At 68.0% G+C, this 12,166-nt stretch carries 11 protein-coding genes, 1 tRNA gene, 1 other RNA gene and 1 pseudogene; 6 read left to right on the top strand and 8 right to left on the bottom strand.

The window, feature by feature from the left end; all coding sequences use genetic code 11:
* Window positions 1-453 precede the first annotated feature (453 nt).
* The 7 genes and pseudogenes from QH276_RS12880 to QH276_RS12850 form a co-directional block, all read right to left on the bottom strand.
* A pseudogene (locus tag QH276_RS12880) lies at window positions 454-758 on the bottom strand (IS110 family transposase); the annotation flags it as partial.
* A 563-nt stretch (window positions 759-1,321) separates the two neighbouring features.
* A tRNA-Ala gene (locus tag QH276_RS12875) sits at window positions 1,322-1,397 on the bottom strand.
* Window positions 1,398-1,491: 94 nt separating this feature from the next.
* Window positions 1,492-2,226, bottom strand: coding sequence for a DsbA family protein (locus tag QH276_RS12870; RefSeq protein ID WP_280399537.1), 735 nt, complete (start codon window positions 2,224-2,226; stop codon window positions 1,492-1,494).
* 58 nt (window positions 2,227-2,284) lie between these two features.
* The gene (locus QH276_RS12865; protein WP_280399547.1) at window positions 2,285-3,640 is read right to left on the bottom strand and encodes an MFS transporter; all 1,356 of its coding nucleotides are present in this window, start codon (window positions 3,638-3,640) and stop codon (window positions 2,285-2,287) included.
* 749 nt (window positions 3,641-4,389) lie between these two features.
* Window positions 4,390-6,027: a phosphoglucomutase (alpha-D-glucose-1,6-bisphosphate-dependent) gene (pgm, locus tag QH276_RS12860; RefSeq protein WP_280399538.1), complete on the bottom strand. Its 1,638-nt coding sequence runs from the start codon at window positions 6,025-6,027 to the stop codon at window positions 4,390-4,392.
* Between the two features lie 47 nt (window positions 6,028-6,074).
* Complete coding sequence (locus QH276_RS12855) at window positions 6,075-6,434, bottom strand: fluoride efflux transporter FluC (protein ID WP_280399539.1); 360 nt, start codon at window positions 6,432-6,434, stop codon at window positions 6,075-6,077.
* Between the two features lie 83 nt (window positions 6,435-6,517).
* Window positions 6,518-6,961 carry a fluoride efflux transporter FluC gene (locus QH276_RS12850; RefSeq protein ID WP_280399540.1) on the bottom strand — a complete coding sequence of 148 codons (444 nt, stop codon included), beginning with the start codon at window positions 6,959-6,961 and terminating at the stop codon, window positions 6,518-6,520.
* A gap of 147 nt (window positions 6,962-7,108) precedes the next feature.
* On the opposite strand from QH276_RS12850, the gene QH276_RS12845 reads away from it, so the two are divergent.
* Together QH276_RS12845 and QH276_RS12840 are read left to right on the top strand one after the other, a co-directional pair.
* The gene (locus QH276_RS12845) at window positions 7,109-7,792 is read left to right on the top strand and encodes a TetR/AcrR family transcriptional regulator (RefSeq protein WP_280399541.1); all 684 of its coding nucleotides are present in this window, start codon (window positions 7,109-7,111) and stop codon (window positions 7,790-7,792) included.
* 58 nt (window positions 7,793-7,850) lie between these two features.
* On the top strand, window positions 7,851-9,161 hold the full coding sequence (locus tag QH276_RS12840; RefSeq protein ID WP_280399542.1) for a D-arabinono-1,4-lactone oxidase: 1,311 nt from the start codon (window positions 7,851-7,853) through the stop codon (window positions 9,159-9,161).
* 101 nt (window positions 9,162-9,262) lie between these two features.
* On the opposite strand, the gene QH276_RS12835 is transcribed toward QH276_RS12840, so the two are convergent.
* The gene (locus QH276_RS12835) at window positions 9,263-10,006 is read right to left on the bottom strand and encodes an SIR2 family NAD-dependent protein deacylase (RefSeq protein WP_280399543.1); all 744 of its coding nucleotides are present in this window, start codon (window positions 10,004-10,006) and stop codon (window positions 9,263-9,265) included.
* A 406-nt stretch (window positions 10,007-10,412) separates the two neighbouring features.
* Here QH276_RS12835 and QH276_RS12830 point away from each other — a divergent pair, with 406 nt between their 5' ends.
* The 4 genes from QH276_RS12830 (at window position 10,413) to ssrA (ending at window position 11,991) form a co-directional block, all read left to right on the top strand.
* Window positions 10,413-10,721: a hypothetical protein gene (locus QH276_RS12830; RefSeq protein WP_280406742.1), complete on the top strand. Its 309-nt coding sequence runs from the start codon at window positions 10,413-10,415 to the stop codon at window positions 10,719-10,721.
* A gap of 56 nt (window positions 10,722-10,777) precedes the next feature.
* On the top strand, window positions 10,778-11,014 hold the full coding sequence (locus QH276_RS12825; protein ID WP_280399545.1) for a hypothetical protein: 237 nt from the start codon (window positions 10,778-10,780) through the stop codon (window positions 11,012-11,014).
* 49 nt (window positions 11,015-11,063) lie between these two features.
* Complete coding sequence (smpB, locus tag QH276_RS12820; protein ID WP_280399546.1) at window positions 11,064-11,537, top strand: SsrA-binding protein SmpB; 474 nt, start codon at window positions 11,064-11,066, stop codon at window positions 11,535-11,537.
* An 85-nt stretch (window positions 11,538-11,622) separates the two neighbouring features.
* Window positions 11,623-11,991, top strand: a transfer-messenger RNA (tmRNA) gene (ssrA, locus tag QH276_RS12815).
* The last annotated feature ends 175 nt before the right edge of the window (window positions 11,992-12,166 follow it).

The following is a 12,166-nucleotide window of genomic DNA, read 5'->3' as shown; positions in this document are numbered from 1 at the left end:
TTATAACACCCCCCGGCGCGGCGGGCACCCGCCCGACAACACCCTCGGCGCTGCGTCGGTGGCCCTTGCGACGCTCGCGCGGCTGCCTACTGTGTATTGTTGTCGCCCGGCCGGGGCGGCGGGGCGGGACGCTGGGTGCGCTGCTGGAGGACTGCAAGGTCACCGCCGGCGATTTCGCTCGCAGCCGATCTTGGATCACCGATCACCGTTTCTATAGATACACAGACCCGCTCGACCTCTCCAAGCCTCCGACACCAGTCGGCCCACCGATGCCAACGTCGGTCGAATGTTGACCCAGCCAGTCCGCTTGGGTTCAAGCGGAACCAGAGAGTCAGGTATTCAGCCGGACGCGACATCGAATCGCATTGCAAACCGTCGGCCGCCGAGGCTTCGTCCTCGGAGGTGGACACGCAGTCGTGCTCCACGGGATGGGCACACGGCCATCAGAGGGTGTGCGTCGGCGGCGGCGCTCTTGGTGCCGGACACGCTGCGGCGTTCCCGGCACCGGGTGGCTTGCAGCGGGTTCACCGCGTAGCCGGCCGCGACCAGCGCGGCGACCCAGGGGCCGCGGTCGGTTTCGATGCCGATCCGCACCTCGGCTTTGTCGTCGTCACCGAGGTGTTCGGCGAGGATGGCATGGAACCGGGCGATCCCGGCGATTCCCTCGGGTAGCCGGGTTCGGCCAGGCGTTTGCCCTGTTCGTTCATCACCTCGATGTCGTGGTGATCCTCCGCCCAATCGTCGCCGACCAGCAGCACGGATACCTCCTCTTTCGTCATGTGGCACACGCATGATCCGGCAGCGGTCGGGAGTAGTCTGCGACCTGATGAACCTGTGCTCACGCCCCGATGGGCGGGCACGACATCCCAGCAGCGATCCAGCCTCCCGGCCGACCGGTAGGGGCACGATCTCTGAACAGGACTCGAAGTTCGGGGTGTGTCTGTGCTCACCTGCCGGCCACTGCCAGTAGCTGGTCTGCCCTACCGAAACGCAGCGGAAGCGGCCTACTCACTAGGATTCATTAAGATGTCGACCTGTTCTCAGACGTTCGCGGCACTCCCGGCGAAGTGGCCGATGACGTGATCGCCGCGTTCACGTCCGCCGGGCACCCCGGCCCTGACAACCAGCAGAGAGAAGTCCCGAAGCGAGTCGAGGGAACACCAACCACTCCCGGCATCATCAACACCAGGAGCATCGCAAGACACCTTAGGGGACTAAACCCTAAAAAATGGCCACTGAACTGGGAGAATGTATGGAAACGAGAGAACCGCTTCCATACGCCTAAATGCAAATCCCCAGTACAAGGCCGCCTTCGACCTAATGGTGGAGCTAAGGGGACTCGAACCCCTGACCCCCACACTGCCAGTGTGGTGCGCTACCAGCTGCGCCATAGCCCCGGATGGTTGCCGCCGGTTCCCCGGCTGCCTGAACGAAGTTACACCACCTCCACGGCAGGCACCAAATCGGCTGGATTCGGGGTGAACGGTGAGGTCAGGGGGCGACCCGCTGGACCCAGTCCTGGTTCTCGAGGTCGATCTTCGTTGCGACGTCGAACACACTGGGGGTTGCCGCGTCGCCTTCGAGGGCGGCTTTCAGGTCATCGAGGGCCGCGGTCGCCTGGGACTTCGCCTGGTCGGTGCGGGCGCCGGTGCGGATGCAGTCGTGGGCGGTCTGCGGGGCGCCGGATTCGGTGGCGAGGGTCGCGAGCTCGTCGTCGGTGAGACCGGAGCCTTCTTCCGGCTGGCGGGTGGTGAAGAGGGTGTCGTGGAATTTCGAGTAGGTGATGCCGGAGCCGGTCTCGGCGACGCATTGCAGCGCGGCGGCGGCGCGGGTTGAGTAGTCGCCGCTGTCGGATTTGGGGTCGAGGAAATTGACGAAGCGGTAGCGGACGGCGAGTTTGCCCTCGTCGACTTTCTGGGCGATCTCCTGGCCGTAGAGGTGTTCGAGGTTGCCGCAGCCCGGGCACAGGGGGTCTTCGTAGATTTCGATCGTTTTCGGGGCGTCCGGCAAGCCGAGCCGGACGCCGCCGTCGCTCTGCACCGCGGCCGTCACCGCGGGGTTGCGGACCGGGCCGTAGCCGTCGTTGCGCACCTCGGTCCCGCCCGAACCCCACCGGTAGGCGAGGAAAACGATCAGCACGATCAGCGCCAGGGCGACCCCGCCCAGGGCGTAGGTGGTCCCGCTGGACATGGGGCGTGGGGTGTACCCGGACGGCGAATTGCTCACGCGACCACTCTGCCGTATCCGGGCGAACCGGTCACGTACGGCCGCCCGGCGCAGGCCGTCAGCGCTTCGGGGCTGCGGTGCCTTTGCTTCCGGGCGCACCCGGAAGGTCGGCGCTTCCCGTCTCGGGGGCGGCGGGGCTCTCCGCCGAGGCAAGCGCCGAACCGATGCGATCCGGCTTCGGCGCGCCACGCTCCTCGCGCGATTCGGGTTCGAGACTCGCCCGCTGCATCGGTTCGGGAACGATGTACCAGGCCAGTGCCGCCACCGCCAGTAGTGAGCCGGTCACCGCCAGGCCTGCACCGTAGGACAGGCGCTGGGCGATGGCGCCGACCACGATCGGGCCGAGTACGGTGCCCAGATCCTGCGACATCTGGAAGCCGGCGAGCATGGTGCCGCCGCGGGCACGGGAGCCGATGATATCGCCGACAGCGGCCTGCTGAGCGGGCGTGAACAGGCCCGATCCGACCCCGGCGACGAACGAGGTGATCAGCAACCACACCAGATCCGGGGCCAGGCCGAGGCCGGTGGTGCCGATCGCGCAGACCAGGGCCCCGGAGATCAGCAGCGGGCGGCGGCCGTAATTGTCGGAGAGACGGCCGGCGAAGAACAGGACGGTCGCGTTACCGGCGGCGAACACGGTCAAGGCCACCCCCGCCATCCCGAACGGCTGGCCGAGCACCTCCACCACGAGCAGCGGGACGAGCGCCATCCGCACCCCGAACACCGCCGCGCCGCTGGCGAAGTTCGACCAGAGCGCCGCCCGGTATTCGGGGCGGGACAGGCCCTGCACGAAACTCACGGTGGCGACATCACCCGCCGATTCGGATTCGGTGATCCGGGAGTCCTTCAGGTTGAAGTACACCACCGCCACGGCCAGCAGCAGGGCGACCGCGTAGATGAGGAAAGGCGCGCGCAGACCGAATCCGGCCAGCGCGCCACCGATGAGCGGACCGGACAGGCCGCCGATCAAGAAACAGGTGGACCACAGGCCGGTGACCCGGCCGCGTTCGGTAGGCGGGGACAGCCGGATCACCAGCGCCATCGAGGAGACGGTGAACATGGTCGACCCGACACCGCCCAGCGAACGCAGCACCATCAACTGCCAGTAGGTCTGGGCGAAGGCGCTGGCCCCGGTGGAGAGCGCGACAATGAGCAGCCCGACCAGGTAGATCCGCCGCTCCCCCAGCAACTGCACCAACCGCCCGCTCACCGGGGCGAACAGCAGCCGCATCGCGGCGAACGCGCTGACAATCGCCGACGCCGCCGCCACCCCGACCCCGAAACTCAGCGCGAACTGCGGCAACACGGGCGCGACCAGGCCGAACCCGACGGCGATACAGAACGCGGCCCCGATCAGCACCCAGATCTCAGCGGGCAGCGGCGCCTTCCCCGGCTTGTTCCGGCGGCCGAACAGCCGGAAACGACGCGACGGCCTCTCGACCGCGGTCCGACCACCCGTTCCCCCGGCACCGCCGGAATCGAGCCGATCGTCCGCCACACCGTCACCACTCACCCCGGCAACCAACGCCGAGGCAGCCGTCACAATTCCCTGTATCTTTGGTGCCGCCTCCGGCGGCACGGGGTTTGGCCCCCAAAGTGCCAGCGGTAAGCCCAAGGCCCAAGCCGCGGGGCCCCCACGGCAAGGGCGCGGGGAACACGGGCGGGGCGCCCCCCCCCCCCACCCCGCGCACACCGCGGGCACGGGCCGAACCCTCCGAGGGCCTCGTAAGACTCGGCACCGCCGTAGTCGCGTCCGGGTTCGGGGTTATGCGAACCTCCAAGGGCCTCGTAAGACTCGGCACCGCCGTAGTCGCGTCCGGGTTCGGGGTTATGCGAACCTCCAAGGGCCTCGTAAGACTCGGCACCGCCGTGGTCACGTCCGGGTGCGGGGTTATGCGAACCTCTCAGGGCCTCGTGAGACTCGGCACCGTCGTGGTCGCGTCTGGTTTCGGGTTATGTGAACCTCGTAGGACCTCGTATGACTCGGCGCCGCCATGGTTGCGTTCGGGTTCGGGGTTATGTGAACCACTCGGGGCCTTGTAAGGCTTCGGCGCCGCCGTGGTTCAGGGCGGGGTTATGTGAACCCCGACCGGGCTCGTAAAACTCGGCACCGCCGCTGGGCACGTCCGGTTTCGTGATTGTGCCGACCTCGGGTGGCGTCGGCTAACCGTCTGACAGCACCCGGCCCACCAGCTCGCGGGCTGCTTCCTGGACTTGGGCCAAGTGGTCGGGGCCGTGGAAGGACTCCGCGTAGATCTTGTACTTGTTCTCGGTGCCCGACGGGCGGGCCGCGAACCAGGCGTTCTCCGTACTCACCTTCAGACCGCCGAGTCCGGCGCCGTTGCCGCGGGCGCGGGTGGCGACCTCGGTGATCGGTTCGCCCGCGATTTCCCCGGCGGTGACCTGGCCGGGGTCGAGGGCGGCGAGAAGCTTTTTCTGTTCGGCGTCGGCGGGGGCGTCGATCCGGGCGTAGGCGGGGCTGCCGTGGTTGCGTTCCAGTTCGAGGTAGCGGGCCGATGGGCTCTGGCCCGTGACGGCGGCGATCTCGGCGGCCAGCAGGGCCAGCAGGATCCCGTCTTTCTCCGTGGTCCAGACGGTGCCGTCCATCCGGAGGAAGGCGGCGCCGGCGCTTTCCTCACCGCCGAAGGCGAGGCTGCCGCTGAACAGGCCGGGCACGAACCATTTGAACCCCACCGGTACCTCGTAGACATCGCGGCCCAGAACTCGCGCGACCCGATCGATCATCGCCGAGGTCACCGCGGTCTTCCCGATCTTGGTGAGCGCATCCCAGCCGCGCCGGTTCGCCACCAGGTAGTCGATCGCGACGGCGAGGAAATGATTCGGGTTCATCAGGCCGCCGTCGGGGGTGACGATGCCGTGCCGGTCGGCGTCGGCGTCGTTCCCGGTGGAGATGTCGTAGTCGTCGCGGATCGATACCAGCGAGGCCATCGCATGCGGGGAGGACGGGTCCATCCGGATCTGGCCGTCGCCGTCCAGCGGCATGAAGCTCCACGTGGGGTCCACGGTCGGGTTCACGACCTCGAGTTCGAGGTCGTAGCGCTGGCCGATCTCCTCCCAGTAGTCGACACTCGCGCCGCCCATCGGGTCGGCGCCGAGCCGGATCCCGGCGCCGCGGATGGCGTCGAGGTTCAGCACCGCGGGCAGGTCGGCGACGTAGTGGTCGAGGTAGTCGTAGCGGCCGGCGGCGGCCATGGCCTGCGCGAGCGGGGCCCGTTTCACCTCGGCGAGGCCGCCGCGCAGCAGTTCGTTGGCGCGTTCGGCGATGGCGTCGGTGGCGCCGGTATCGGCGGGGCCACCGTGCGGCGGGTTGTATTTGATACCGCCGTCGCGGGGCGGGTTGTGCGACGGGGTCACCACGATGCCGTCGGCCTGCGGGCGGGTGGTGTCGCGATTGTGGCGCACCACGGCGTGACTGAGCGCGGGCGTGGGGGTGTAGCGACCGCGGGCGTCGACCACGGCGCTCACGTCGTTACCGGCGAGGACCTCCAGCACCGTGGTCCAAGCGGGTTCGGACAGCGCATGGGTGTCCCGGGCCAGGTATACCGGACCGGTGATCCCGCGGGTGGCCCGATATTCCACGACGGCCTGGGTGATCGCCAGGATATGGGCTTCGTTGAAGGTGGCGTCCAGGCTCGAACCGCGGTGGCCGGAGGTCCCGAAGACGACCCGCTGGGTGGGTTCGCCGGTGTCGGGGACGCGGCTGTAGTACGCCGTCACCAATCCCGGAACATCCACCAGATCGACGGGACGGGCAGGCCGCCCGGCTCGGTTGTGCGCCATATTCGGAACTCCCTTCGTGGTGGGCCGTACCCGGCTGGTCATCGTGATCATCCGAACAGCCCCGCGGTCGCGGCGCCGAGATAGACCGCGCCGAGGCAGATCCCGGTGTTGAGCACGATATTGCCGAACGCGTACCCGGTGGCGCCGCCGGTGGCGAGCCGGATGGTCTCGTAGCCGAATGTGCTGAAGGTGGTGAAGGCACCGCAGAATCCGATACCGGCGGCGGCCGCCACGGCACCGCCGGTATCCGCGCCGATCAACAGACCCAGCAGCGCCGAGCCCGCGACGTTGACGGTGAGCGTGCCCAGCGGCAGCCGGGTTCTGTTGCCCGCGGTGACCACACGATCGACGAGGTAGCGCGCCGGCGCACCGAGCATTCCGCCCAGTACCACCCAGACCGCGGTCACCGGCCGCCCCGCTCGCCCGGCCGGTGTTGCGGACCCGTCGAAACCACCATGACCCGACCCCTCTCGCTCGTGCCGTCCTACGTTCAGCTCGTGCCGTATTCCGTTGCCCCGCCACACCTTCGCGCAATCCACCGGGTGACCGATATTCCGGCGGCCACCGCGCCCAGACAGATCACCACGGTTCCACCGAGGTATCCGAGCGCCACCCCGGTGGAACCCGATTCGAGCAGTGTACGAACCTCGCCGCTGTAACTGGAAAACGTGGTGAACCCACCGAGCACACCGACCCCCAGAAACGGGCGAATCAGCCGATGCGGAATCCACACCTCGGTGATGAGCACCATCAGTACCCCGATCGCCAGGCAGCCGAGGAGGTTTGCAAGGAAAGTGGCCCATGGAAACTCGCCGGGCCCGACGGGAATCCGCAGCGCGAGCCCATAACGCGCACCCGCACCCAGCCCGCCGCCGCAGGCGACGACCGCCAGAACTGGGGCGTCGATCGGGGCGGGGCCGATGGTTTCACTCATGCTCCGGCACCTCCGAACCGGCGTACTACGACCACGAACTCAGTGCGCGGATCACGACCCGCAACAGTATCCGCAGGCGAGAAGGGATTTACGTGCGCCCGGATCGAAACGGTTCGCGTTAATTCGTAGCTTGCTACCATTCCGGATGTGAACCTCGCCACCACTGCGCCCCGGACGCGCCGTCTCCGGGTGGATGCGGCGCGTAATCACCAGCGGATCATCGATGCGGCCCGGGAACTGTTCGCCGACCGCGGACTCGAGATCACGCTCGACGATGTGGCCGAACGCGCGGGGGTCGGGTTGGGCACCGTGTACCGCCGGTTCGCCAACAAACGTGAACTCATTTCCGAGGTGTTCGCCGGGCATGTCCGCGAATTCGCCGAAGCCGCCCGAGACGCGCTCGCCGCGGAGGATCCGTGGGACGGGGTGGTGCGCCTGTTCGAATACGCGTGCCGGCATATGGCGACCAATCGCGGCTTCAGCGAAGTAATGCTCGAAATGCATGACGATCCCGAACGCTTCGGTTACCCGCGGGAGCAGATCGGCCCCGCGGTGGCGGCGGTGATGGAGCGGGCGCGGGACGCCGGTGTGGTGCAGCCGGGCATCGAGGCCACCGACCTGTTCGCGTTGATCTACATGGTCGATTCGCTCGCGGAGTTCGCCCGGCCTGTGGATTCCGATATCTGGCGGCGCTATATGGCGATCACTCTCAACGGCATTCGGGCCGCGAGTACGCCGCCGCAGGCACTGGGCGTGAACGCCCTGAGCCTCGCCCAGGTCGAGCAGGCCAAGGCCGCCAAACCAGGTCCGTGCGCGGTTCGCCGCCGCTGAACCCCCTCCTCGGATGTTTTCCCGGCACGGGCGGTCGTCATCCCCTAGAGTTGGACAGGTGACCAACTCATGGGTGAACTGGGCAGGCGATCAGCGGTGCGTACCGGCCCGGCTGGCCGCACCACGCGATCCCGCCGAACTGGCCCGGGAACTCGAGCGCGCCGGCACCGACGGGCACCACGTCCGCGTCGTGGGGTCGGGACATTCGTTCACCGATACCTGCCTCACCGACGGCCTGCTGCTGGACCTGTCCCGGATGAACCGGGTCCTCGAGGTCGACCGCGACACCGGCCTGGCGCGGGTCCAGGCCGGGATGACCCTCGCGGCCCTCAACGACCAGCTGGACCGGCACGGCCTCGCCTTCCCGAACCTCGGGGATATCGATGCGCAGACCATCGCCGGCGCCACCGCCACCGGTACGCACGGCACGGGCGCCCAGTTACCGAACCTCTCCGCCCAGCTGCACACGGTGGAATTGATGACCGCGAACGGCAGGACAGTCGAACTCACCGCGGATTCGGGCGCCGAGGCGTGGCGGGCGGCGCGGGTGAGCGTCGGAGCACTCGGCGTGGTCACCGCGTTCACCCTGCGACTCGTACCCTCCTTCGTCCTCGAGGGGGTGGAGCGGCCGGTACCGGTCGAGGAGGTCCTGCGCGATCTGGATTCCTACGTCGACGGCAACGAGCACTTCGAGTTCTACATGTTCGCCCACAGCCCGATCGCCATGACCAAACGCAACAATCGCGTCGACCTGCCGCCCGCACCGCGGCACAAGATCGTCGACTGGTTCGCCGATATCGCGGTGTCCAATCACCTCAGCGACGCCCTGTGCCGGCTGGCGCGCCGCCGGCCCGCGGTGATCCCGCCGGTACAGCGGGCCGCCGCCTACGCCTTCAGCTATCGGCGCCAAGTGGACCGCTCCTATCGGGTGTTCACCAGCCCGCGGCTGTTCCGGTTCACCGAAATGGAGTACGCCATCCCACGCGAACACTCGGCCGAGGCGATCCGCGAGATCAAGGAAACCGCGCAACGTTTCGACACCCCGATGCCGATCGAGGTGCGCTGGGTGGCGGGCGACGACGCGTTCCTCTCCCCCGCGGGCGGTCGCGCGACCTGCTATATCGCGGTGCACCAGTACGAAGGCATGGAGCACGAGCCGTTCTTCCGCGCCTGCGAAGCCGTATTCGACCGCTACGAAGGCCGGCCGCACTGGGGTAAGCGGCACTACCAGACCGCGGAAACCCTGCGCCCGCGCTACCCGGACTGGGACCGCTTCGCCGCGGTACGCCGCCACTACGACCCGGACGGCCGGTTCGCCAACGACTACCTCGACCGGGTACTCGGGCCCGTCCCGGCCGGGCCCGGGTGAGCCCGGGTGAGCCCGGGGTTTCGGCCGGGCTGCGCTTCGGTGACCGATGCCGGCTCGGTCCCCGTACCCGGTCCGGCCCGGCAACCGGTTTCGCGTTCGCCTCAGTGGGCCAGGATCTGTTCGACCAGCCGGGGTAGCGCGGTGCCGATGGGTTCGCGCACGACCTCGGTCGCCAGCGAATCATAGGGAGTGGATTCGGCGTTGACGATGATCAACGAGGCGCCGGCGGCCACCGCCCGCCCGCACAGCGAAGCGGCGGGTTCGACCTGCAAGGACGTGCCCACGGCGAGGAAGATATCCGCTGTCTCCGCCGCCAGGGAGGCTTTCAGCAGCGTGCGGTGGTCGAGCGCCTGGCCGAACATGATCACATCGGCCTTCAGGATCCCGCCGCATTCCGGGCACGGCGGGTCCGGCTCCCCGGCAGCGACCCGGTCGAGCGTTTCGGCCATGGTCGCGGTGTACGCGCAGTGCACGCAGACCACACCGAACATATTGCCGTGGATCTCGATCACCCGCTGCGGGTTCGAACCGGCCCGCTGATGCAGCCGGTCGATATTCTGGGTGACGATCGTCAGGGCCCGGCCGGCCCGTTCCAGATCCACCAGCGCGCGATGCGCGGGGTTGGGTTCGGCACCCCAGGCGGGATTGTCGCGGCGGGCCTTCCAGGAACGCGCCCGCAGCGCCGGGTCGGCCAGGTAGTTGTCATAGGTGGACAGCAGTTCCGCCACCGGGTCCTCGGTCCACACTCCCCGGGGCCCTCGAAAATCGGGGATACCACTGTCGGTGGAGATACCCGCGCCGGTCAGCACGGCGATACGACCACCGCGTTCGTGCCATGAAGTCACCGGCGGACCTCCGGCACCGACTCCGACCTGCGAGAGCGGGCGCGCGACCACGGCGCGCGCCGAGAGGGAATCCGCATACCACAAGCTTAGGCAGCCGCCGCCACCGCCATCTCGGAGCGGTCACATGCGGAGCCTGTAGTTAATTTTCAGCAAACGAATTACCGGGGGTGGGCCCGGTCGAAACAGCAGAAGGATTCCTCGGGTTCGTTTTCGGCGAGTCGCCCAGACCACCCACCCCTGATCAGCGCTTTTTGCCGGAATATCACGCAGCAGACACCGAAACGCACAGCGCGCAGCCGCAGCATGTGACGGTTGTCTCGAGATTTGCTACTCGGTATCCGTGCGGAGATTTGTCCGTTACGGTGAACACAGTTGCCGCGCCCACACCGAGACGGAGGTATCTGCCATGGCCAGCCACCGCGCACCCCGTACGGCAGACCTGCGAGTCGAATACCGACCGGCCGCGCACTACAGCAATAACGGTTTGATAACCCAGCCGGTGGGGTACCCGAAAGACATGACAGCACTGCGTAACCGACCCGCCCGGATCGCCGGTATGGAATGGGGCACCGCATTGCTGGCCCTAGCCACCTGCCTCATTTTCGGTACCGGAATCGCCGCCATCACCCAATCGTTCTCGACCGCGCTCATCGCCACCGCCAGCATCCTCGTCGGCCTGGGGATCACGCTGCGCATCCTGAGATCTCCTCGCTGACCACGGATCCGCGCGCCCCGTTCCCGAATACCTGCCCGCAGGACTAACCTGCGAGCATGGCATCCGGGGACGGGTCCGACGAGACCATCAGCGCCGACGGCAGCCCGGGCCCCGCGCCCGAACCCGTCGACGCGGCAGCACGAAACCCGGCCGCCGATCCGGTCGTCGAGATCGGCTGGCTGGACCGGCGCACACGCCCCCGCGGCACTCGTCGGCCCCGCTGGTCCACCCTCCTGCTCATCACCGCCTTCCTCGCTGTTCTGATTCTCTATCTGCTACTGCAGCCCGGCTGAGCGACGGCCGGGAATAATCCGGTTGCTCCAGCGCTTTAAGGTTGTCGGCATGAAGGAGAAGGGGCGTAAGGTCATCGCGACCAACCGCCGGGCACGGCACAACTACACGATCCTGGACACCTACGAGGCCGGGATCGCGTTGGTCGGTACCGAGGTCAAGAGTCTGCGTGAGGGCAAGGCCTCACTGGTGGACGCCTTCGCGACCGTGGACAACGGGGAGGTCTGGCTGCGGGGCCTGCACATCCCGGAGTTCAGCCACGGCACCTGGACCAACCACGCACCGCGCCGGGTCCGCAAACTGCTGCTGCACAAACGGGAGATCGAACGTCTCGTCGGTAAATCCCGGGAAGGCAACCAGACGCTGGTCCCGCTGTCGATGTACTTCTCCGACGGCAAGGTGAAGGTCGAACTGGCCCTCGCCAAAGGTAAGCAGGATTACGACAAGCGGCAGGACCTGGCCCGGCGCACCGCCGAGCGCGAGGTCACCCGCGAGATCGGCCGGCGCATCAAGGGGATGCGCTGACCGGCGAACGGCACCGGGAAAACGGGAATGAACGACCGGGCTCCGGGTGTTAATATGACTGGCCCGGCAAGGTGCCGGGACGTACGGGGCTGAACGGTTTCGACTGCGTACGTAGATCCAGGGGAAGCGTGTCGGTGCAGGCAAGAGACCACCGTAAGCGTCGTTGCAACCAATTAAGCGCCGATTCTCATCAGCGCGAGTACGCTCTCGCTGCCTAAGCGATAGCGTCTCTGTCGGCCCGAGGTTCGCCCTCGGCTTCGGTGCCGGCATCAGCTAGAGGGCTCACCGCGCGACTCGGTCGCGGAGTAACGCGGGACATCCAACAGCGACTGGGATCGTCATCCCGGCTTGTTCGCGAGACCGGGAGATCCGAGTAGAGGCACAGCGAACTGCACACGGAGAAGCCCTGGAGACGCGGCGGAGGACCCGGGTTCGATTCCCGGCAGCTCCACTCACGAAGGGGGCGGGGGGGAGGGGCCCGCGCCGGGGCGGGGAGAGCCCCCCCCCCCCCCACCCCCCGGCCCCCGGGGGCCCGCCCCCGGTTCCCTCCCCCCCCCCCCCCCACCCCCCCCCCCCGCCCCCCCCCCCCGGGCCCCTTCGTCGTATCTACCCCGGACGCACCCCTGGCC

It is taken from the genome of Nocardia carnea (genome assembly GCF_029869215.1).
GTDB lineage: Bacteria > Actinomycetota > Actinomycetes > Mycobacteriales > Mycobacteriaceae > Nocardia > Nocardia carnea_B.
This window is presented reverse-complemented; position numbering and strand designations above follow the sequence as displayed.